The 21,339-nt window shown below is 36.4% G+C and carries 20 protein-coding genes, 7 tRNA genes and 2 pseudogenes; 24 read left to right on the top strand and 5 right to left on the bottom strand.

What is annotated here, in order from left to right; all coding sequences use genetic code 11:
• Positions 1–181: 181 nt before the first annotated feature.
• From NSQ36_RS02685 to NSQ36_RS02765, 17 genes and pseudogenes are all read left to right on the top strand, one after another.
• Positions 182–256: transfer RNA gene (locus tag NSQ36_RS02685), tRNA-Asn, on the top strand.
• A 4-nt stretch (positions 257–260) separates the two neighbouring features.
• Positions 261–351 (top strand) — tRNA-Ser (locus tag NSQ36_RS02690).
• A 9-nt stretch (positions 352–360) separates the two neighbouring features.
• Positions 361–432 (top strand) — tRNA-Glu (locus tag NSQ36_RS02695).
• 20 nt (positions 433–452) lie between these two features.
• A tRNA-Gln gene (locus NSQ36_RS02700) sits at positions 453–527 on the top strand.
• A gap of 30 nt (positions 528–557) precedes the next feature.
• Positions 558–633, top strand: a tRNA-Lys gene (locus NSQ36_RS02705).
• 7 nt (positions 634–640) lie between these two features.
• Positions 641–723, top strand: a tRNA-Leu gene (locus NSQ36_RS02710).
• 48 nt (positions 724–771) lie between these two features.
• Positions 772–855, top strand: a tRNA-Leu gene (locus NSQ36_RS02715).
• An 85-nt stretch (positions 856–940) separates the two neighbouring features.
• Positions 941–1,297 (top strand): annotated as a pseudogene (locus NSQ36_RS02720) (ATP-binding protein); the annotation flags it as partial.
• Between the two features lie 1,163 nt (positions 1,298–2,460).
• Positions 2,461–2,643 carry a hypothetical protein gene (locus NSQ36_RS02725; RefSeq protein WP_339206689.1) on the top strand — a complete coding sequence of 61 codons (183 nt, stop codon included), beginning with the start codon at positions 2,461–2,463 and terminating at the stop codon, positions 2,641–2,643.
• A 12-nt stretch (positions 2,644–2,655) separates the two neighbouring features.
• Positions 2,656–4,782 carry a hypothetical protein gene (locus NSQ36_RS02730; RefSeq protein WP_339206691.1) on the top strand — a complete coding sequence of 709 codons (2,127 nt, stop codon included), beginning with the start codon at positions 2,656–2,658 and terminating at the stop codon, positions 4,780–4,782.
• Positions 4,779–5,758: pseudogene (locus tag NSQ36_RS02735) on the top strand (lysozyme family protein). The gene NSQ36_RS02730 and the pseudogene NSQ36_RS02735 overlap by 4 nt, the downstream one beginning before the upstream one ends.
• Before the next feature lie 9 nt (positions 5,759–5,767).
• A complete protein-coding gene (locus NSQ36_RS02740; RefSeq protein ID WP_339206693.1) occupies positions 5,768–6,268 on the top strand; it encodes a hypothetical protein in 501 nt (166 codons plus the stop codon).
• Positions 6,269–6,684: 416 nt separating this feature from the next.
• The gene (locus NSQ36_RS02745; protein ID WP_339206695.1) at positions 6,685–7,356 is read left to right on the top strand and encodes a hypothetical protein; all 672 of its coding nucleotides are present in this window, start codon (positions 6,685–6,687) and stop codon (positions 7,354–7,356) included.
• Between the two features lie 4 nt (positions 7,357–7,360).
• Positions 7,361–7,942 carry a hypothetical protein gene (locus tag NSQ36_RS02750; RefSeq protein ID WP_333982361.1) on the top strand — a complete coding sequence of 194 codons (582 nt, stop codon included), beginning with the start codon at positions 7,361–7,363 and terminating at the stop codon, positions 7,940–7,942.
• Positions 7,943–8,210: 268 nt separating this feature from the next.
• Positions 8,211–9,251, top strand: coding sequence for a tetratricopeptide repeat protein (locus tag NSQ36_RS02755; RefSeq protein WP_339206699.1), 1,041 nt, complete (start codon positions 8,211–8,213; stop codon positions 9,249–9,251).
• Positions 9,252–9,422: 171 nt separating this feature from the next.
• On the top strand, positions 9,423–9,803 hold the full coding sequence (locus tag NSQ36_RS02760; RefSeq protein ID WP_113386740.1) for a cystatin-like fold lipoprotein: 381 nt from the start codon (positions 9,423–9,425) through the stop codon (positions 9,801–9,803).
• A 103-nt stretch (positions 9,804–9,906) separates the two neighbouring features.
• Positions 9,907–10,737: a hypothetical protein gene (locus NSQ36_RS02765; RefSeq protein WP_088003288.1), complete on the top strand. Its 831-nt coding sequence runs from the start codon at positions 9,907–9,909 to the stop codon at positions 10,735–10,737.
• A gap of 392 nt (positions 10,738–11,129) precedes the next feature.
• On the opposite strand, the gene NSQ36_RS02770 is transcribed toward NSQ36_RS02765, so the two are convergent.
• Both NSQ36_RS02770 and NSQ36_RS02775 read right to left on the bottom strand, forming a co-directional pair.
• A complete protein-coding gene (locus NSQ36_RS02770; protein WP_034620217.1) occupies positions 11,130–11,474 on the bottom strand; it encodes a hypothetical protein in 345 nt (114 codons plus the stop codon).
• 301 nt (positions 11,475–11,775) lie between these two features.
• Complete coding sequence (locus NSQ36_RS02775) at positions 11,776–12,750, bottom strand: NAD(P)-dependent alcohol dehydrogenase (RefSeq protein WP_113386741.1); 975 nt, start codon at positions 12,748–12,750, stop codon at positions 11,776–11,778.
• A 177-nt stretch (positions 12,751–12,927) separates the two neighbouring features.
• On the opposite strand from NSQ36_RS02775, the gene NSQ36_RS02780 reads away from it, so the two are divergent.
• The 4 genes from NSQ36_RS02780 (at position 12,928) to NSQ36_RS02795 (ending at position 15,507) form a co-directional block, all read left to right on the top strand.
• A complete protein-coding gene (locus NSQ36_RS02780) occupies positions 12,928–13,263 on the top strand; it encodes a helix-turn-helix domain-containing protein (RefSeq protein ID WP_113386742.1) in 336 nt (111 codons plus the stop codon).
• 145 nt (positions 13,264–13,408) lie between these two features.
• Entirely contained in the window at positions 13,409–14,209 is an 801-nt protein-coding gene (locus tag NSQ36_RS02785) for an alpha/beta hydrolase (protein WP_212046672.1), read from the top strand.
• Positions 14,210–14,571: 362 nt separating this feature from the next.
• Positions 14,572–14,949, top strand: coding sequence for a hypothetical protein (locus NSQ36_RS02790; RefSeq protein ID WP_050945610.1), 378 nt, complete (start codon positions 14,572–14,574; stop codon positions 14,947–14,949).
• Between the two features lie 354 nt (positions 14,950–15,303).
• Positions 15,304–15,507: a cold-shock protein gene (locus NSQ36_RS02795; protein ID WP_003214229.1), complete on the top strand. Its 204-nt coding sequence runs from the start codon at positions 15,304–15,306 to the stop codon at positions 15,505–15,507.
• 280 nt (positions 15,508–15,787) lie between these two features.
• Here the strand turns inward: NSQ36_RS02795 and NSQ36_RS02800 are convergent, their stop codons facing one another.
• Complete coding sequence (locus tag NSQ36_RS02800) at positions 15,788–16,249, bottom strand: CarD family transcriptional regulator (RefSeq protein WP_003214090.1); 462 nt, start codon at positions 16,247–16,249, stop codon at positions 15,788–15,790.
• A 248-nt stretch (positions 16,250–16,497) separates the two neighbouring features.
• Positions 16,498–17,547, bottom strand: coding sequence for an NAD(P)-dependent alcohol dehydrogenase (locus NSQ36_RS02805; protein WP_003213908.1), 1,050 nt, complete (start codon positions 17,545–17,547; stop codon positions 16,498–16,500).
• Between the two features lie 217 nt (positions 17,548–17,764).
• Here NSQ36_RS02805 and NSQ36_RS02810 point away from each other — a divergent pair, with 217 nt between their 5' ends.
• Positions 17,765–18,166 (top strand): MerR family transcriptional regulator, encoded by a 402-nt coding sequence (locus NSQ36_RS02810; RefSeq protein ID WP_113386745.1) that lies wholly within the window; start codon positions 17,765–17,767, stop codon positions 18,164–18,166.
• A gap of 42 nt (positions 18,167–18,208) precedes the next feature.
• Here the strand turns inward: NSQ36_RS02810 and NSQ36_RS02815 are convergent, their stop codons facing one another.
• Positions 18,209–18,940, bottom strand: coding sequence for a glycoside hydrolase family 16 protein (locus NSQ36_RS02815; RefSeq protein ID WP_003214284.1), 732 nt, complete (start codon positions 18,938–18,940; stop codon positions 18,209–18,211).
• A gap of 305 nt (positions 18,941–19,245) precedes the next feature.
• On the opposite strand from NSQ36_RS02815, the gene NSQ36_RS02820 reads away from it, so the two are divergent.
• On the top strand, positions 19,246–19,824 hold the full coding sequence (locus tag NSQ36_RS02820) for a TetR/AcrR family transcriptional regulator (protein ID WP_050945624.1): 579 nt from the start codon (positions 19,246–19,248) through the stop codon (positions 19,822–19,824).
• Between the two features lie 72 nt (positions 19,825–19,896).
• Entirely contained in the window at positions 19,897–21,336 is a 1,440-nt protein-coding gene (locus NSQ36_RS02825) for a DHA2 family efflux MFS transporter permease subunit (RefSeq protein ID WP_050945631.1), read from the top strand.
• Positions 21,337–21,339: the final 3 nt, after the last annotated feature.

The raw sequence follows: 21,339 nt of genomic DNA on the forward strand, positions 1-21,339 counted from the left end.
GGTCTACTTGAAGAGGTCGGGGGCTTTCTGCCAAGTTAAACAAATGGCATGGAAAAAGGCTTGACTGTTATATTAGTATATGTTAAATTATAAAAGCCGTCGCAAATTGAGCAGGAATGAAACGCTTAAAAATTCTTGACACATTTTTCTGGCATATATATAATGAAACATGTCTTATTATTCCGCAGTAGCTCAGTGGTAGAGCTATCGGCTGTTAACCGATCGGTCGTAGGTTCGAGTCCTACCTGCGGAGCCATAATGGAGAAGTACTCAAGTGGCTGAAGAGGCGCCCCTGCTAAGGGTGTAGGTCGCGCGAGCGGCGCGAGGGTTCAAATCCCTCCTTCTCCGCCATTATTTTATGGCCCGTTGGTCAAGCGGTTAAGACACCGCCCTTTCACGGCGGTAACACGGGTTCGAATCCCGTACGGGTCATGTTTTGTTTTTTGATTCGTTGGGCTATAGCCAAGCGGTAAGGCAACGGACTTTGACTCCGTCATGCGTTGGTTCGAATCCAGCTAGCCCAGCCATTTTTTTATATGTTTTTCTGCATAGCAGATGAGCCATTAGCTCAGTTGGTAGAGCATCTGACTTTTAATCAGAGGGTCGAAGGTTCGAGTCCTTCATGGCTCACCATTGTCACGCGGGTGTGGCGGAATTGGCAGACGCGCTAGACTTAGGATCTAGTGTCTTTATGACGTGGGGGTTCAAGTCCCTTCACCCGCATTGTTTTTTCAAACAGTGCACTTATGAATATATGAGCACATCATACACGCGGTCGTGGCGGAATGGCAGACGCGCTAGGTTGAGGGCCTAGTGGGTGAATAACCCGTGGAGGTTCAAGTCCTCTCGGCCGCATCTAAGAAACCAAAGGTTGTAGACCTTTGGTTTTTTGTCTTATCTAAATGTTGCTGGCAGGATAGTACAACCTTCACCAAAAGCAAAAATAGAGTATCAAATGAATGAGAGCGTATTAGGTGCGTTCTTACAATAATGCTAAGTTCTCCATCTCGCAATTAACAAAGGATGCTTTACATGATGTTGACAAAGGAAACTTTGGTGTCGCATTTGCATTCGATGAACCAAGTGAAAGGGAAGATGTCTTGAAATGGATGAATCTTGAACCAAGTATAGAAAATCAAAAGATGCTTGGTTCAATGTTTCAAGGCCAATGCCTGTTTAAAGATATTTACGGGCGTACCTCAAAAATCTCAATTGAATGCCTGTTGAAGAGTGGATGGGTGCTTTCGAGACCATCAATAAAAGTGAAGTGGCATATGCTGAAGAGATGTATTTATAAGTAACCATTTCTAAATATCTTTAAATACTTGCATTGTTTGCTATGTTATTTGTAGTTTTATTTATGCGAATATATGTTATTTGTATTTTATTGATGCTATAATGAACTTGTCATTAAACAAAAGAATTGCAATTGAAGTGTAGCGAAACATTGAAGCGCAAAAGTACAGCGAAGTACACTTTTCTACTTATTAAACAAAAGAATTGCAATTGAAGTGCACAGCTAAAGAGTGACTCTTTTTTTTAAAACTGAAGCGCAACAAATAATTCAAAAAAACTTACTTACACTTCCGATGAGGTCTCCTTGAAGTAGACGGAGGAAATAAAGAAAGACCCGAATATCGGGTCCATAATTTCTCAAAAACTATGCCTTTTTCTTTCGTTTAATGAATAAAACGAAGATTGTTGCTACAGACGCGACTATGCTTAAGCAAGTAGCGACTATATTTAAAAGGATCATAGTTTCACCTCCCATTTTTGGGACGTTGGAATACATGCTCTTGCCCAGCTTGTATTCCTTTTCCTATTTTACCTTGTTTTTGCTTTTGTTGAAACCAAAAAAATGTGACTGCTTGATTAGCAGATTTGTTTTTCTTTTTATAACTACAATTTTTGTTTAACAAAATGCAATTTTAGTTAAGAAAAAAGGAGATTAATAGCTCAAAAAATGATGTTTGCTTTCTCACAGATAAACATTATATTTCCTAACTAGAATTGCCCAATTTGTAATCGACAAACTTGATCAGTGATAATAAACATGCTACAATTTATATAGTTAGATTAGAAGAATTGAAAAGCCCAATTTAACTTGGCAGAGTTAAACTAGGCTGGTCTTACAGATAAATCATTTTTTAAATGATTTAATGTTTATTGGAATCAACAAAAAAAGTACTAAAAATTTAATAGACATATTGAACTCACCATTTCCTTTCCGAGACTATTCACGATAGTCTCTTTTTTTTTGACACTATGTAACTAACACTATATATAGTATAACGGATTTTTACAAAACACAACATATAGATGATCGAAACGAAAAAAATCAACCAACGAACACGATGGGCACGGGTACGGGTTTCAAAATTAATATCATAAAAAGAAGAGATTTGAAAATTAGTCGTTCATATTTGAGCGGCTTTTTTTATTGGGATCTAGGAGGTTGAAATGAAGAAGAGAAGCTTAATAATAACTTTATTAGCTCTAGTGATATTGGTTTCTTCTGTAACTTTGGTCTTTGCGGATGATAAAGAAGGAGACAAAACGGTTAAACCAAAAATTGAAAAGATTGGTGGGGTTGATCTTGAAATAAGTCGTTTTCCATTGGAGCATTACCAAGCTCACAATTAAGCAGAAGACGGAATGATAAAAGGTACTATTGTTTCTCTGTCCAACGTAATGCTAGGTACGACACAAATAATTGTTCTTGTCGTTGATAAGGCAATGGATTTGTTTATGAGTGCGGAACCAATAAATAACTTTAGCGACGCTATTACGAGTGTCTCTAAGGATATGTACAATGTTTTGAAGAAAAGTTTTGGAGAAATAATTTTTGTGTTTCTGATAGCTTTCCTAGTCTATCTATTCTTTATAAGAGGAAATTTTAAGGAGGGTATGAGACGTTTCGCTTTGTTTTTCCTTGTCATGATTGTGGCAGGCTTATGGGTAAATAAAGCTGGATATTGGGTCGAATCTCTTAATGCCTTGTCAATTGAGGGACAAGGCAAACTTATAAATGTTGGAAATAAATTAGTTGATTCCTTTTCTGGGAGAACTGATTCTTCTTTGAGTATGGATGATGTGAAAAAAGGACAGGAGTTAAAAGGAACAACCGCCGTATTGAGAAACTTTTATTTTGATGCAGCTTTGAAAAGTCCATATTTGGTTACTAATTACGGTACACCAAATGAAAAAACAATCTTGAAAAAAGGTGATGGAGAAGGTGGTCTTGATCGAATAGATACGCTGCTTTCTTTTAAACTGACCAGTGAGGGTCAAAGTGCGAAAAAGAAATTTATTAATGATAAGGAAGTCAAAGAATATAAAAATCAGAGTATTGCAGAGGGAAGTATTTATGCACAGTTAGGCTATTCATTTATAGGTTTGCTGGCTGCCATTTCTCTTGGTGTACCATTCTTTCTAATTCCTTTTCTTAATTTCTTGATTCAAATTATTGTACTTGCGATTGCCTTGTTTCTTCCGATGGCGTTCATTCTTTCTTACGTTCCCCAGTTTGCTTATAGCGGATTCGTGTCGCTAGGAAGGATGCTTGCTTTATTTGTGATGAAAGCTATGCTCACATTTGTTTTGATATTTGTTTATGCAATCTGTGTCATTACAAATAAAACCATTCCGCCAACAAATTTAGGAATGTACTTTTTAAATGTGGCAGCTATATCAGCAATCCTTATTGTTTCTTTCTTGAAACGTGACAAGATCATCAAGTTTGTTACGGCTGGGAAAGTTCAATCTGTGGATGCAAATTTATTAGAGAATACTAGAAAGTCTGTCGTTCAACCTTCATGGGAAGGTGTAAATAAAGTTGGTAGCAGTATTGGCGAATGGAAAAAGAGACATGACGCCAAAAAAGCTGCTGAAGAAAGGAAAAAGGCAGAAGAGGAACAACAGTATTCAGCGGAAAGACGAAGTGCTCCACAAAATCAATCAACTACTGGCAATTCTAAATTTGATAGAACTTCACAGGACAATTTTAATAAGGGGGATTTAGCTGCGAAAAAAGAAGTTGAAAGAAAGCGTCAATTAGCAGCCTCTAATCAATTGGCGGAGGAGAACAAGGATAATACAGATACTTCAAATGCTATGTCTAAAGTTGATGTAGAGAGAAGTGAACAGCTTGCTAAAGATCAACTGAAAGAGGAAGGCGACAGTAATACAAGTGCTTCTAATGTCATGCCGAAAGTGGATGTTGAAAGAAGTGAACAGCTTGCTAAAGATCAACTGAAAGAGGAAGGTGATAGTAATACAAGTGCTTCTAATGTCATGCCAAAAGTGGATGTTGAAAGAAGTGAACAGCTTGCTAAAGATCAACTGAATGAGGAAGGCGACAATAATACAAATGCTGCTTCAAATGCCATTCCTAAAGTTGATGTAGAGAGAAGTGATCAAATTAAAGAACATATTGCCGAAGAAGAAAAGACCAATAGTCCGAAGGGTTCAACATCAATTCATGAGGTTGATGTTGAAAGAAGCGATCAAGGCATTTCTGAAAAAACGTTAACAGAGGAAAATAACAGTAATCAAAATTCTGTGAGTCCTGTTCCTAATACTAACGTAGCAAGAAATGAACAAATACAATCAGAAGAAAAATTAAGTGCATCAGTTCAAAAAACTGAAAATGAAACAGTTAAGACTTCAGATGCACAACCAAAAACTAAAAGAGTTATTCAGCAGCAACCAAAACACGTGAAAATAGAATTGGATCAGATAGAAAGTCGTCAAAGCAAAAATGGTCGAGGTGACAGATCATGAAAAAGCTATTGACGGCTTTTTTTAGTTCACTCCCAATTATCTTTTTTGGGGGAATGTTGATTGTGGTTGTGCTTATATTTGGGGGCAGTAACCAAAAAGAAGAAATTGACGGTGATGATGAGTACGTGACAAATGGCATTGCGCCAGAGATTGAAAGGCTCCGTCACGTATTTGAAAAATATGCTCGTAAAGAAGGTGTTTACGATCAATTGAATATCATCATGGCTCTAACTATGCAGGAAAGTGGTGGGCGTTACCTCGACATCATGCAATCGAGCGAATCAATAGGCTTGCCGCCTAATACGATAACCAATCCAGAATATTCAATACAGGTTGGTATAAAGCATTTTGCGGCTGTATATAAAAAAGCAGGTGGAGATGTTCGGTTAACATTGCAGTCTTACAATTTCGGAGGGGGCTTCATAGACTTTGTTAAAAAGCGTGGAGGGAAATATACAAAAGCTCTTGCGCTAGAATTTAGCAAATTCCAAGCCTTGAAATTAGGTTGGCGAAGCTATGGTGATCCGAACTATGTTGATCACGTATTTCGTTATCTAAAAGGAGGTGGCAGCGTTAAACCAGTGAATGGAGCTATCGAAGGATATGAGGCCATTATGAATGAAGCTCTTAAGTATGAAGGTAATCCATATCAATGGGCTGGTTCAACTCCAAAAACGGGTTTTGATTGCTCGGGTCTTGTGCAATGGGCATACAGAAAAGCGGGTATTTCATTTCATTGCCTAGGACGGCACAAGAACAGTATGGCGCAACGAAAAAGATTGCTGAAAGTCAGGCAGTACCAGGAGACTTAGTCTTTTTCACAGGTACGTATCAAGGTAAATTCATCACGCATGTGGGAATTTATGTAGGAGATGGAAGAATGTATAATAGTAATGATAGTGGCGTCCAATACTCTGATCTTAAAAAGGGATATTGGCGTGACCACTTGGTGTCGTTTGGAAGAATAAAAAATTAGGAGGATTTTATGAAAAAAGTATTTTGGGTATTGGGTGGTGTGATTTTGATTTTAGGGATTACGAGTTATTACATGACATACAACAAGTTAAGTGCTGAAAAAAATCAAGCTATTAAAGACCGCCAAAGAGTAGAGAATCAAATGAGCCAGTTGAAAGAATCAGAAGCTGCTAGAGTGAATCAGAAATTTTTTGAAGCGTTCTTTCAATATGAAGATGCGGATGATCGAGAAGGTGCAGTTAGAAAGCTAGCAACCGATAAGGCTATGAGTTATGCGTTTCCTTCAAAGAGTCCTGAAAAACATAGTGTAACAATGCAGGGAGATTTGTTATCTCTCGAAAGCTATTCAAAGAAGGTAGATGAAGACAGGGAGCTTTATTTGAATGAAGCAAAAATTGCGCTTACTGTGAATGCTGTGACAACTAAACAAGAATTGATTATTCAAACAGAATTGAAGAAAGATAAAGCTAAATGGATTGTCGATAATGTCCAAGTTAAAGGAAATAATTAATAATCAAAAGAAGGGTTTAATTTTTAATACAAATTCTTATGAAAAAAGTATGTTCAATTTTAGAAAATAAAGGTATAATTTTAGGTAAATATTAACCCTTGTAACATTATATGTAATAACATTTAGACTTTACACACTTGAAAGGAGTTTTAGATATGAGCAATAAAATAAAGTGGATTAAAGTATCGGTTTAAGAAATAAAAACACCTAAACTAAACATTCAAGAAGACCAGTATATAGAAAATAGATTTGATAAAGAACATTTTCTGAATTTTTTAATTAAAATTGCATCTTCAAAGGAAAAAATACTTGATGTAGACAATAAATTTCTGACCCTAGAAGAATTCTCAGTAAGTGATGATGCAGAATTCTATGTAGGGAAATTCACTTCTGCAAGGTACGGGAATGTCGAACAATTGGTTCACCGAAAAACTTTGGGAAGGCGCCCAAGTAATAAAACAGTCGATGAAGGAGATGAAAACACTGTCTACTTTGTAGTGGATGTTACAAATGGTAACCTGTATTTGCAGAGCGATAGTCAGAGAATTGTAACCAAGGGTTCTATAGATGTTTACTTAAGAAGTTTTTTAGAGTTATTTGAAAAAGAAATAAATGAATTTAACCGAAAAAGTAATTTAACTATTACACCCAAAAATTTATTCAATATAAAAACTGTTTATTCACAAAGTTTTTTTGATGAAATTAACAGCTTGTTGAGAATTAAGAAAGCTACTATGAAAGTCAACTACAATAAGGATATCAATAGTAGTGTTATTAATGCTATTCGTAATGGAGCAGAAGAAATTGAAAATGCTGATGAAATAACATACTCTTTGTCAAATAAAGAAAGAGGAGGAAGTATGAAGAAAGTAGAGAAATTCATAAAAAATTTAGAAGAGTTAGATAAGTATAATAATATTATGGTGGAAGGTGTTGGAGAATCGGGCCATCCAAGAGCTATAAAGCTAGAGGACCATCCACAGAGTTTTTACGTGAAAGTAAACATTAACAGTAAAGGTTTAATTAATTTTAATGATCTTATTAATGGTATAGTTAAAAAAGGAAAAAAAATAAGATTAAGGAGTTAATACTATGGCAGAAGGAGCCCCTAATAAGAGATCTGTCAATCATGATGTATATAATATAGTCAAGAAATTTTTTGTTTCCTCTTCAAAAGATGAATTAAAACATGATCTTTTATTACCTATTGTCATTGCTGTTTTTATAGTCAATATACTTTCGATTAGTGGATTAGATATCCTTAATATATTTAGAGAGTTTAATGTTTTAATAATAACTGTAATGTCGATACTAGCAGGTTTTAATACGGCAAGTATAGCTATTATAAGTGCAAGTAACTTAGTTAATTTTGTTAACTCGATTGATAAAGGGACTAAAAGTGATGAAGTAGGAAGAGACCTTTTGAATAGTTTAACGAGTTATTTTAGTTATGCTATAATGCTGCAGCTATTTATTCTTATAGGAAGTATTTTGGCATCTGTTATTTTAAAGCTGATCGATTATTCGGTTATAGAAACTAATTTTTTATATTTGTTTTTAATGATTCTTTTTTTTAATATATGGTTTGCTGTAATACTTCATTCTCTATTTATAACTATTAGAAATGTTTCAATATTACACAACTTTATTTTATTTATAAGCAAGAAAGGTTAGGAACTTAAAAGGCTCATTCTCTATTATGAGTTTTTTTAAATATTTGATTTTTTTGAAACTTTTTACTCTTTTGCTTAATTCAATTATTTGACATAATTCTGACATTAATAGAAAGAACATTAATTGTAGGGGTGGATTACTTGATTTTAAGCAAAATTCCGTATGATTTGGTTTCGACTCGTTTAAATTTTTGGTATACAGCTATAAAAAACAACTTAGCAAAAGAAGCTAAGGAGATAAAAAAGAAGTTGAAAAGTTGATAGTAAATATGGAGGAAAATCAAGATGTATTATTGTATTATCAACTGTTAGATTTCAGACATGAGTTAATGCTTTCTTATATGAATTCAAAAGACCTGACAGAAGTCAATGAAACCTATGAGCAATTGCGGCAAAATGAAGGAAACCTCACAGGCATGTTGGAATACTATTTCTTCTTTTTCATGGGAATGTATGAATTCAGAAGGCGTGAGTTAACCACTGCCATTAGTGCTTACAGAATAGCGGAGACTAAATTAAACGATATTGAAGATGAGATTGAACATGCTGAATTCTACTTTAAAATTTCAGAAGTTTATTATTATATGAAGCAAACCTTCTTTTCTTTGAATTATGCTAAGAAGGCTCTTAGAATTTACAGTAAATATGATACCTACCATGATCATATTATCCATGTTCAATGCATTATAGCTGGAAATTTGATGGACATCTTAGATTATGAGGGAGCACTTAGCCAATTCAAAGAAAATCTGAGGATCGCCCAAAAAATAAACAAAGAGTATTTAAAAGGTACATCTTATATGAATTTGGGGATTTGCTGTAATGCTCGTGGAGACTATGAAGCAGCAGAAAGTTATTTAAAGTGTGCTCTTGAAATTTTTGAAGAAGGGAACCACAGCTTTTTGCCGAAAACAATATTTAATATGGCTCATGTTTTATGCAAGGATAACAGAACGACTGAAGCTAAGGTTTATGTAAAAAAAGGTATTTCTTTGGCTCAAATGAATAATGATGTTGAATATATTTCGAAATTTAATATTCTTCAAGGTCTGTATATAAAAGAAGATAAGCATTTGCTAGACCAATGTTTTGCATTCTTTAAAAGTAGGCAAATGTATGGTGATATTGAAGACTTTGCATTAGAAGCAGCTGAATACTTTAGAAGAGCTGGAAGATTTGAAATGGCTAGTGACTATTATCATATTGTCAATCTAGCTAGAACAGAAATTAAAAAAGGAGAAGTCATATATGAAAATGAAAATGATTATCTTGGCATTAATGATAGTCGTGGGCATAGCGATCTCGGGTGATTTATCAAAAAATGATAGTGCTTACTATAATAGAATATTTAGTGGAGAATCAAAAATTTTAGCTGAGCGTGTAGGAAGTTAATAAGGTTTACAAATTATTCAGCTGAAAATGTTCTTTAAATGTCCATTTTTTGATTATTAATAAGAACATGGAGAAAAGAGGTATGAACTTTGAAGAACCTTTTTATTTCCCTTAATATAGTTGCCTTTCTTTTGTTGACTGCGTGTGGAGGAAATAAATACGATGATGCGATTGATAATGTAATAAAAAAATATAAACTCTCTTTAATTGAGAGTGGATATGATACGGAAGAAGTTGAAAGGGATAATGCCTTAGTTCGTGTATATGATGGTGGTAAATATATTAAGTTTGTTTTTTATAATGATGATTCCTTGAACTATACCTCGTATATATACTATGAAAAAATGGGAGATGATTACGAAGAAATGGCTAATATGCCCGCTAATGGAGATGGGGATCGACTTGGTTTATATATGAAAACACCTGATTATGAAGAAGTTAAAGGGAAAGAAACAAAATTGGAAAAGTAGATTTCATGTCTATTCCTTCACTTGTGTGGAAAAGTATTTACAATTTGGTATTTATATGTAAAAATAGTTTTGTGTGTAAAAATTATAGGGAGTGTGATTTTACGTGAAAAGATTTCTAGGCGGTCTTGTTTTCATGCTGGTCTTTGCGTTGGCAATTACGACTGTTTCGACTAGTATTTCTGCAACTTCTGCAAATAAAGGAGTAACACCTCAGTCAGTTTTAGAGTCATATCTTCAAGCTGTTAAAGAACAAAATGTTGATAAGATCATGAGTTATGTTATTGATGAGAGGGACTTAACAGTTGCTGATTATAAAGAGATGATGAGTTATGAAAAATTAAATAACTATGAAATAGTAAAATCAGAAACTTTGAGTGATGGTACTCATTATTATGTCGTCAATTCTTCTTATGAAGGGGGATTAGTAAAGGACGTTCCTCTGGAAGTCAAGAAGGTTGGTACTGAATGGAAAGTGAATATTAACACTGATACATTAAGCAGTGATGATAATAAAACATTGCAACAAGGTAGCGATCAATACTATGAGAATGCTTTCTCTATAATTGAAAATCAAGATCCAGTGATGAAAACAATGGATGTCTTGATGTGGTGGGATTTTTCGAAAAGACAAGGTGGTAAAACTTTTTACTCTAACTCAAAATTTAGTGTTCCTGGCTTACACAAATATGTAATTCTCGGCATTGATACACAATTGAGTACAAAACCTAATAATACAGGTATCAACTACGCTGTTGTACGTAAAGGAGTATTGGGAGATACTGTATGGGGTACTAAATATGTTAAAGGTCATTTTATGGGTGAAAATAAGAGGATAAAGTTAAATGGAAACACCATGACTTTTAAAGGGGCAAACTTGCGTTTTATTCCTAATGCTCCTGGCGTCTACGCTGGTATTGGTGGATTAGATTGGTAAGAAAATTTTGAGTAGACTTTTATGTCTGCTCTTTTTTGTGATTAATCATTTCTGAAAAAATGGTGAAAATCACTGAATTATGAGAGAAGGTATCAACAAATTTTATTACAATATTAATTTTTCGAAATTAAAGTGTCCTATTATTGTCCAACTTTTATTGGAATTAATGATACTTAACATAAATAGTCTGTCTTAATTGTAATAAAATCAACTTTTCGTAAGTGGTAATACAAATTTTCTAGGTTGAGGGCCTAGTGGGTGAATAACCCGTGGAGGTTCAAGTCCTCTCGGCCGCATCTAAGAAACCAAAGGTGGTAAACCTTTGGTTTTTTAATTTTTTATCACTTTTAAATGAATTTGTCCATTTACCTTAAGTAAGTGGACTTTTTTAATTATCGAGGTTCAACTGTAATCTTAAAAATGACGTAATTATCGTTTATATCATAGGCATAAACCAACGCCGTGCCCAGTGATGAGTAAGAAGATACGACACCACTAGAACTAATGCTAATAAGGTGACTGCCAGAGATGATTTCCCATCTTGTATAGCCATACAGCAATCCAACGTTTGAGTTTCTTAGCATATGGAAATCGACCGTTCCAATTTCATTTGTTGGCTTTGCTATATTGTGAATTTTTGCAGGTTCTTGCGCAGAAGCTTGATTTGTTAAAGCTGGAAGAGCTAATGAAGAAATTGATAATACTGAAACAATTAATCCCTTGTAAAGTTTATTCATAATACTTCCCCCTCAGTTTGGTTTTATTACAAATTAATCATAACATGTAAAATATTTGAATTGTATGGATGTCGAGTATATTTCGAAATTTAACATTCTTCAAGGTCTGTATTTAAAAGAAGATAAGCATTTGTTAGACCGATGTTTTGGGTTCTTAAAAAGTAGGAAAATGTATAGTGATATTGAAGACTTTGCATTAGAAGCAGCTGAATACTTTAGAAGAGCTGGAAGATTTGAAATGGCTACCAAGCATGTACCTCTTACAACAGAAAAATTGAATAATGTCATGTCATTTGATGGTTTATTTGTTATCAAGTAAATTTATGATACGTTTTCCTCGTCCACCTCCAGTTTCTAAGGAATGATGAGCTTTGGCAACATCAGATAAAACATAAATGCTATCAACAACTGGTCTGACCTTGTTGGAATCTACATAAGATGCTAATTCTTTTAAAAGTTCATTTTTGGGGTTTGCGCTGAATGTGCGAACTCTACGAGAACCGAAAGTAGTTGAAGCTAATATATATATGAAAGACGAAAAACTAGGAAATCCAATAGTAACCATTCTTCCGTTCTTTGTAAGCAGGCGCCTATAATGTTTGAGGTCAGTTCCAACTGTGTCCATGACTACATCAAACTTTTTAAGATCAGTAGGATACGTCTTTTTATAATCAAGTACTTCGTCTGCACCTAGCTCTTGAAGAAAAGTGAGATGTTTTTCGTTTGCAAGAGCAGTTACATGAGCACCTAACATTTTTCCAATTTGAATCGCAATGCTTCCGACTCCTCCACTTGCACCACGTACAAGTAAATTTTCGCCTCTTCTAAGTTTAGCTTGATATTTTAAGGCAATAATTGCAGTAGCACCTACGCCAGGCAATGCCGCGGCTTGTATGAGATCAATCTTTGTAGGAGTTTTAGATATTTTCTCAGGTGATATAGCTACATATTCAGCGGCACTACCAATTTGGCTCCTGAGATTCATAGGAAGAACTCCCCACACTTTATCACCTAATTGATAACTTTTTACGTTCGATCCTACTTCAACAACCTCTCCAGAAAAATCTGCCCCTGTCCCTTTAGGGAATTGATTACCCGTTAATAGTTTCAACTTGCCTGATCGAAACAGCGTATCCATAGAGTTTACACTCGACCCATGTACACGAATGAGTACTTCTCCAGACTCTATAACAGGTTTTGATATAGAATCTTCAAAAAGAACATTCGGTGATCCATAATTAGTGTATTGTGCAGCACGCATCTTTTCATTTTTCATTTACTCACTCCATCTCCTTGAAAAAGTATTAACTTGAAGGGTTTTATAATCAATTTTGCTCTCTATTACATGGATGACACGGTTTACATATTTGATTATAATAAATGGAATTGATTTAACAAGTACGCAATATAAACTGCTTAAGGAAGGAAAAACTGACTAAGGGGTGGATAAAATATGACTGAAAGTGAGCTGAATAAAGCGATAGCTCCAGCGAATTATGCATTAAATATATTAGCGGGAAAATGGAATTTGAAAATCTTAGCTGTACTATGTAGTTACAAGGAGATTCGATATAATGAGTTAAAGCGTAAAGTGTATGGAATTACAGGAACAATGCTCAATCAATCATTAAAGGACCTGATTGAAAACGGAATTGTTCAACGGGTTCAGTATAATGAAGTTCCATCAAGAGTAGAATATTCATTGACTGGGGCAGGACTAGAGCTGATCCCTATATTTGAACAACTTCTTTTATGGGGCGAAAACCAATTAAAAAAATCAAAGTCATAATAAAATCCATCTACGTGAGAAGTTCGTTGGGGAATCATAGCATAGCTTCCTAACAAAGATTTTATTCACTTTAAGCTATGATGAAGAAAAACAACAAAAAATCTTGAGATTACTAGGGAAGCGCTAGAAAAGGGGATGCAAATACATGTCAATTTACCATAAAGTCATTGGAGAAGGATATCCGATCGTTATATTACATGGTTGGACACTTGACCATCAAGTGATGTTACATGCATTTGAACCGGTATTTGAAAAACAAAGCGGTTGGAAGAGAATATACATAGACTTACCGGGTATGGGACGTTCCGAGCCGCATCCATCTATTCAGAATTCTGATGATATGTTAGAAGCGGTATTGCGTCTTTTGGACGAAATGATCCCTGATGAACAGTTTATTGTTTGTGGTTATTCGTATGGAGGGTACATAGCTAGAGGTATTGTTCATTCACGCCTAGAAACCGTTCGTGGATTACTACTTGTGGCCCCAATGACTATACCTGTATTCGATCAAAGAGTCGTGCCAGAGAAGACCGTTCTAAAAAGTGACAGCAGCTTGATATCACAACTCTCTCCAGAGGAGACGGATGAATTTTGCTCCATGGCAGTTGTGCAAGGAAAACCGGAATGGGAGAGGTTTCGAGATGAAATTTACCTTCCTTCTAAACAAACAAATCATGAATTCATCAATAACATTCTTCAAAATGGATATGGCTATACCTTCGACATTTCATCTGAATTTCAGTATCCCACGCTCATTATCACAGGGCGTCAAGACAATGTAGTTGGATATCACGATGCGTGGCGGCTGATCGAAGACTATCCAAGGGCAACCTTTGCTGTGCTTGATATGGCTGGCCACAACTTGCAAATCGAACAACCCGATGTATTTAACTCATTAGTTCATAACTGGTTAATCAGACTTGAGTCGGAAAATGTAAAGAAATAGATTAGGTTTTGTGCAAAATATGTGCAAATCGGAGTCAGGGGTGAATAACCCCGTGGAGGTTCCAGTCCTCTCGGGCATCTCTAAAAAATACCAAGGGTCGTGTACCATTGGTATTTTTTTTGTGTGCTCTTTTATTAGAAAGAGATCACAAGATACATCGATTGTATGCTAGCTGTGAAATCTTAATTACTATCCTCTAAAGAATAGTTGTCAGTCATGATGTGATTGTTGTCCATAAAAGAACTGAATAAGCACTTTTATTCAGCTTTTAGTTTCCTTTCATATTGTTAAATAAAGGTTATAATGAGATAATTTGATAAAAAGAAATTAAGTCGCTTAAGATCAACCAAAGGAGTTATAACATGATAAAAAGGTTTTCTCTAGTTTTACTTACTCTCATGATGTCTATAGTTGTTTTGCTAGTGGCTGCCAAAAATTCCCCTGGGGATCATGTCATTTCATTTGATCAGCCTCACATCTTAATAATATCAATTGGAATAATGGTATGTTTATTCATTCCTCCGTTAGTGATGTCCTTTTTCAGTCACTTGATTGTGAGAACTATATCTAGTGTATACCAATGTTTTATTGTTCTATCTTTTCTGGGGCTCATTCCAATAGGATTTCTTATTCCGGATTTTTTAACAATTGTTGTTTCTGTTGTAGGAACTTTAGCCAGCGTAGCTAGTCTTATAGTAACTTTAAGAATTGATAGGAATAAAGATGCTAACCTTAACTAAAATAAAAATCAATTTTCTAAGAGTACAGTAATGTTTCGTTATTCCTTACTTTTAAATAAAGCTGAAAGATGTCTGAAAAATGGATTGACGTTATAAACTTGTTTATTCCTTTCGGATTGAACACCCTTTTTGCAAAAAAATAGTTTAAAGTCAGAGAAGAACAAAATTGAGTATGATCGTTGATTTTGCTCTTTTAAATCCTAAATTGCAATTATTTCCGAATCATGTTACAATAAGATTAATTATTTTTGTTCGGCGTAAAGGATAGCATGAAGAAAGACTTTTCGTCTTGAGGATACTTTGGGCAAGGATAGTATAATACATTGTGTGATAACGCACTAGGAGGCAACAAACATGGAACAAGGTACAGTAAAATGGTTTAACGCAGAAAAAGGTTTTGGATTTATCGAACGTGAAGAAGGCGACGATGTATTCGTACATTTCTCAGCTATCCAAGGTGACGGATTCAAATCTTTAGACGAAGGTCAAAAAGTAACATTTGACGTAGAGCAAGGTTCTCGTGGAGCTCAAGCTGCTAACGTTCAAAAAACTGCTTAATCTTCATTTTTTAAAACAGGTTCTCTGTAGAGAGCCTGTTTTTTTGTGCTTTCATTTATTTCTTCAATAAAAAACCCTACTCAGCGTACAAGTAGGGAGATGTTACAAGGTAATCGTAAAAAAATTCATGCTTCAAAGGTTTATCAACAGTATAGCATATTGGATTTACAATATGCGGAATTTGCCTAAATAAATTCTTTTTTCTTTCATTAATTGAAGGGTGGGTCAGAGAACTTGAATTCAAAAATGGTGAGGGATGCCCAAAAGAGCGGCAGAGTTCTTAACAGAAACTTTTGATTTGTTTTTCTGTAATCCCTTTGATGACCTCTAATTCACTTAGCAAAAATTCATGGGCATCATCTAGCATTTTCTTTTCACTTGCATTTAGTGCTTTCTCTTTTTTCATACGCATCAGGTCACGTACAACTTCAGCACCGTCTTGGATGCTACCCGTTTTTATTTTGTTTGTATTAATTGTATGCCGTTCTTTCCATGTCGGTATTTGATCTGATTCGCCATGCTGGAAAATGTCCATCACATTGTTTAATGCCAGTATATCTGTAACAGGTCTAATGCGTGAACCCGATATTTTCCGTGTTGGAATCATCACTTTCATATGACTGATTGACATATTAATCACATAATACTGTTGTTTTTCATCAGAAAATTCTTTTTCTTCTATGGCTTCAATTATACCTGCTCCGTGCATTGGATAAACAATGTTATCACCAATTTGAAACATATCATCCGCCTCCATATCATGTATCTACTTTAAGGGTACCACACTTAGAGATAAAATAATCAAATTTTTAATAATAACATGTTTATTTATTTTTTGTCAATAAATTTAGTTCTAAAAAAAAGAGATGATTTCATGAAAATGTTGGATGATTTTTGAACATATCCTCTAAAATCTCACTACAAGAAAAACAGGATATCCACCATTAAAAAAGACCAGCCATTGAGCTGGTCTTTCCAGATAGAATCCGATCATAATGTCGAAATATCAATGACAAACCGATAACGCACATCACTTTTCAGCACACGTTCATACGCTTCATCAACTTGACTTGCGTTAATCACTTCAATTTGTGGTGCGATATGGTGAGCAGCTGCGAAATCGAGCATTTCTTGTGTTTCTTGGATGCCGCCAACGAGTGAACCAGCAATGCTACGGCGGCCGGAAATTAATGAAAAGACATGGAATTGATCTGGATTAGGCGGTGCACCGACATTCACTAAGGTTCCATCCACGCGAAGTAAGGATAAATAGGCGTCTACATTGATATTGGCAGAGACTGTATTGAGAATGAGGTCATATTGACCGGCTAATGTTTTAAATGTATCGGGATCACTTGTGGCAAAATAGTCTTTTGCACCAAATGACAGTGCCTCTTCTTTTTTATTCATAGAGCGGCTCAATACCGTGACTTCAGCGCCAAGTGCACGTGCGAATTGAATGGCGACATGACCGAGTCCACCCATCCCGACGATGGCCACTTTTTTACCCGGGCCTGCCTTCCAGTGCTTTAACGGAGAATAAGTGGTAATGCCAGCGCACAGAAGAGGACTTGCGGCATCAAGGGATAGTTGATCTGGAATGCTGACGACAAAGCGCTCTGTCACGACAATCTTCTGACTATAGCCGCCATAAGTTGGTTCTCCGTCATAATCAATGCTATTATAGGTTTGGACGACTCCTTTCGTGCAATATTGCTCGTCTCCGTTTTGGCAATATTCACAGGTGCCGCAGGAATCAACAAAGCAGCCAACGCCTACACGGTCTCCAATCTGAAATTTCGTCACAGCATCACCGACAGCCGTAACAACTCCAGTAATCTCATGACCCGGAACCATTGGGAAAATACCGCCGCCCCATTCATCAAAGGCGCTGTGGATATCTGAATGACAGATCCCGCTAAATTGAATATCAATTAAAATATCATGTGGACGAAGTGCTCTTCGTTCAATGGTTGTCCGTTCAAAATTCGCTTTTGCATGTGAAACACTTAAAACGTTTGATTGGTGCGTCTGACACATTCTGGATCATCCTTTCAAAAGTAAGATTCTGTTCTACTTCTATACTGTACGTCTTAAAGTGAACTCTAAGTCAATAGAGAACCCTCTTCAGGCTTTTCAACATCCTTAAATAAAGAATTGAGCCAAAAGCATCTTGCGTTCTCTATCAAATTGGAGATGATGAGAAGAAGGAATTTCATTTTTCATAAGGTGAAAGAAGAAGAGAAGGGTGAAAACAATGAAAATAGCACAAGCCGCCAAGCAGCTCAATTTATCTACTGCTACGCTCAGGTACTATGAGAATATTGGGTTAATTCGACCGATCCGGCGGGATGAAAACGGTGTTCGTGATTATGCAGAAGAGGATATTCAGTGGATTGAATTTATAAAATGCATGAGAAATGCGGGTCTCTCAATTGATGCACTTCGAGAATATACGGCTTTATTTATCGAGGGCGAGGATCATACCCTGTCCTCGCGGAAAAGTATTTTGGTCAATGAGAGAGAAAGACTTGTAGAAAAGCAAAAGGAAATCGAAGAGACGATTAAGCGGTTAGATTACAAGATAGAAAGTTATGAAGATATTATCCACAGTTATGAACAAAAGCTCGTTCATCAACTAAAAACCAATTCCATTTGAATGAAGAAAAACCTGTGACAAGTCACAGGTTTTGTAATGTGGTTATCTTTTTGTGTAACGCACCCAGTTATAATGCGCATGGAGTGGTGTAACACCGTTATAGGAGCCGAGCCATTCATCGACACCTGCACCATTCCAGAGGTTCATCATAATCTTTCCTGGTGTTTGAGGGATTTGAGTAGTGGCAGTATGTTTTAATTGTCCGTCCACATACCATTTAATCGAGTTAGGCTGCCAGTCAAATGCATACGTGTGATAAGAGTTTGCTGCATCAAAACCAAGGTTGACGATCTTTTCATGATTTCCTACACCATTGGTATAGTAGTTAAACTGAACCTTTGTCGTATCTTTTCCTAGAAATTCGATGTCAATTTCATCCCAAGGCGTACCATCAGTCGGTCCTGTATAAGTAAAGAACGAAGACACGATCCCAACATTTTTGGCTGGTTTCATGCTGACTTCATAAAGCCCGTAGCCATATGTTTGAGTGGAACGATTTTCTCCGCAGTCAAACTTATTATAGGAAGGACTTGTAAGCGATAACCGCATTTCCCCTAACGACGTCATGGAGACATTGTTTGCACGCCACGTACAGTTAAACATGTTTCCATTCGAGTACCCATCGGCTTTTTGCCATAACCCCGTATTATAGTTGTTAAAAGGCTCATAAAACGACCCGCCTGTTTGGGCCGAGGCACCCGCAGTAAATGTGGACAAACTCAAGACGATTCCAGTGACAAGCAGCATTAACATTCGTTTCACACGGTAAGACATGTAGGCATTCCCCTCTCTTGTTTTGAAAGCGTTTTCTTAATTGATCATACATGATTCTCTCGAAATGGAAAATCGGTCTAATATATGATATTAAAGAGGATATTTTACTAGACTCTTCTATTTTTTTATAGGAAGTTATGAAAGAAAATGATCTTTTTCAGGCGATTTACTAAAGAATGATTGACAAAGCGGACAGTTGTCCGTAAGATAATACCGGTACAATTGTCCTAATGAAAATCAAAAAGTTTTGATTGAACACATAGAGAGAAGTGCAATATGGATGAAGGTAAAGAAGGTGAAGCATCATGGAAAAGGATATTGGGAAGGAAATTGAAGAAGTCGCTTTTACTTTGTTTCAGGAATTTGGCGTGGAAAATGTCAGCATGCATAAAATTGCCAAAACAGCTGGTGTTGGGCAGGGTACTCTTTATCGCCGTTATGCCAATAAAAGTGATTTGTGCCTTTCGATCCTTGGAGAAAGATTTGAACAGCTGATCCCTGCTTTGCATCTTTACTTGAGCAAAATCAGTGACCAGCCAGTTCGTGAACGTTTGCGTTATGTGCTCGAAGAAATTCATCTCATTGTCGGTCATCATTTAGACTGGATTCGGATGCTTACGATATCTGGGAATTTAGAGCAGACAAGCAAAGTGTATGACTGTCATTACAGTCAATCGCTTAGGCAAATGATTCGTGATTTGCTAGAAGAAGCAGATGAAAAAGGGGAAGCGAACATACAGGATATTGAACTGACGACACTTTGTATGTCCTCTCCGATGACGCCTGAACTGATGTTTTATATTCATGAATCTGGTTATTCAATCGAAAAAATCGCTCAATTCGCTGCAGAAAAACAGATTTTATCTGTTTTCAATAGACATTGAAGTGGCTCATTTCTGACCGTCCTTACTTCCTATGATTGATTTAAATTGAAAAAGAAAAGGAGCCAACCTACTATGAACAAACAGCAAGCAGCAGCTTCTCATATTCGAACGCTGCCCATTATTATCTCATTTATCACAGCCGGTTTTATTGGCCTGTTCAGTGAAACGGCACTAAATATGGCGCTGAGAAGCTTAACGTTAGACTTTGGAATTGAAGCGACGACAGCTCAGTGGCTGACAACAGGATATTTATTAACACTTGGTATTCTCGTACCAATTTCAGGACTCATTCTTCAATGGTTTACAACAAGACAGCTTTTCATGACATCGCTCGTCTTTTCGATCATTGGAACTTTTATCGCAGCAGTTGCGCCAGTCTTTAGTATTTTAATGGTGGCACGTGTCGTACAGGCAGTCGGAACAGCATTGCTTCTTCCATTGATGTTCAATACGATTTTGGTAATCATCCCGCCTCATAAACGAGGCAGATCTATGGGGATTATAGGTCTTGTGATCATGTTTGCACCAGCTGTTGGTCCAACAGTCTCTGGCCTTATTTTGAAATCGCTGACGTGGCATTGGATTTTCTGGATTTCACTTCCGCTATTAATAGCTGCACTCGTCTTTGGTTTTATCTTCATGCAAAATATTACTGAGCCAACAAGACCGAAAATCGATATCTTATCGATTGTGCTTTCAACCATTGGTTTCGGAGGAATTGTGTATGGCTTTAGTAGCGCCGGTGAAGGCGGCGGCTGGAGCAGTATGCATGTGATCGTGGCAATTGTAGTAGGTGTCATTGGGATTCTTGTATTCTCTCTCAGACAGTTGAATATGAAGGAACCGATGCTGAACTTAAGCCCGTTTAAATATCCGATGTTTGTCATTGGGTTACTGCTGATCTTAGTGTGTATGATGGTGATGCTGTCTGCCATGATGATTTTGCCATTGTATTTGCAAACATCCTTGGCACTAACGACCTTTACAGCAGGTTTAATGCTATTGCCAGGTGGAATTATCAACGGTCTGCTATCTCCTATCATGGGTGGTTTATTTGATAAGTTTGGACCGAAATGGCTTGTGATTCCAGGGCTTGCGATCGTCGCAGCGACGATGTTAGGTTTCACCAATCTAAGTGTGAATACATCAATTGGATACATTGTGACTCTTCATATTACATTAATGGTCGGCATCGCGATGATCATGATGCCTGCACAAACGAATGGATTAAATCAGCTGCCGCCAGAGCTATATCCGCATGGTACAGCGATTATGAATACATTGCAGCAGGTGTCAGGAGCCATTGGTACTGCGGTCGGTATTTCAATCCTTTCATCAGGAACCCGCAGCTTTATGGAAAATGTGGCTGATCCTGCAAATCCGATGAACAAGCTGCTCGCCTTTACAAATGGCGTCCAGCATGCATTTATCTTTGCTGTGATCATGACAGTCATTGGTTTGATCATCGCTTTCTTCATTAAACGAGTGAAGGTAGAACAGCAAGTTTCATAAAAC

The organism is Bacillus sp. FSL W8-1143 (assembly GCF_037965155.1).
GTDB classification, from domain to species: Bacteria; Bacillota; Bacilli; order Bacillales; family Bacillaceae; genus Bacillus; species Bacillus pumilus.

Coding starts and splice junctions, on each gene's coding strand:
- NSQ36_RS02725 (WP_339206689.1), top strand. CDS start 2,461: ATGAAGAAGAGAAGCTTAATAATAACTTTATTAGCTCTAGTGATATTG.
- NSQ36_RS02730 (WP_339206691.1), top strand. CDS start 2,656: ATGATAAAAGGTACTATTGTTTCTCTGTCCAACGTAATGCTAGGTACG.
- NSQ36_RS02740 (WP_339206693.1), top strand. CDS start 5,768: ATGAAAAAAGTATTTTGGGTATTGGGTGGTGTGATTTTGATTTTAGGG.
- NSQ36_RS02750 (WP_333982361.1), top strand. CDS start 7,361: ATGGCAGAAGGAGCCCCTAATAAGAGATCTGTCAATCATGATGTATAT.
- NSQ36_RS02755 (WP_339206699.1), top strand. CDS start 8,211: ATGGAGGAAAATCAAGATGTATTATTGTATTATCAACTGTTAGATTTC.
- NSQ36_RS02770 (WP_034620217.1), bottom strand. CDS start 11,474: ATGAATAAACTTTACAAGGGATTAATTGTTTCAGTATTATCAATTTCT.
- NSQ36_RS02775 (WP_113386741.1), bottom strand. CDS start 12,750: ATGAAAAATGAAAAGATGCGTGCTGCACAATACACTAATTATGGATCA.
- NSQ36_RS02780 (WP_113386742.1), top strand. CDS start 12,928: ATGACTGAAAGTGAGCTGAATAAAGCGATAGCTCCAGCGAATTATGCA.
- NSQ36_RS02785 (WP_212046672.1), top strand. CDS start 13,409: ATGTCAATTTACCATAAAGTCATTGGAGAAGGATATCCGATCGTTATA.
- NSQ36_RS02790 (WP_050945610.1), top strand. CDS start 14,572: ATGATAAAAAGGTTTTCTCTAGTTTTACTTACTCTCATGATGTCTATA.
- NSQ36_RS02795 (WP_003214229.1), top strand. CDS start 15,304: ATGGAACAAGGTACAGTAAAATGGTTTAACGCAGAAAAAGGTTTTGGA.
- NSQ36_RS02800 (WP_003214090.1), bottom strand. CDS start 16,249: ATGTTTCAAATTGGTGATAACATTGTTTATCCAATGCACGGAGCAGGT.
- NSQ36_RS02805 (WP_003213908.1), bottom strand. CDS start 17,547: ATGTGTCAGACGCACCAATCAAACGTTTTAAGTGTTTCACATGCAAAA.
- NSQ36_RS02810 (WP_113386745.1), top strand. CDS start 17,765: ATGAAAATAGCACAAGCCGCCAAGCAGCTCAATTTATCTACTGCTACG.
- NSQ36_RS02815 (WP_003214284.1), bottom strand. CDS start 18,940: ATGTCTTACCGTGTGAAACGAATGTTAATGCTGCTTGTCACTGGAATC.
- NSQ36_RS02820 (WP_050945624.1), top strand. CDS start 19,246: ATGGAAAAGGATATTGGGAAGGAAATTGAAGAAGTCGCTTTTACTTTG.
- NSQ36_RS02825 (WP_050945631.1), top strand. CDS start 19,897: ATGAACAAACAGCAAGCAGCAGCTTCTCATATTCGAACGCTGCCCATT.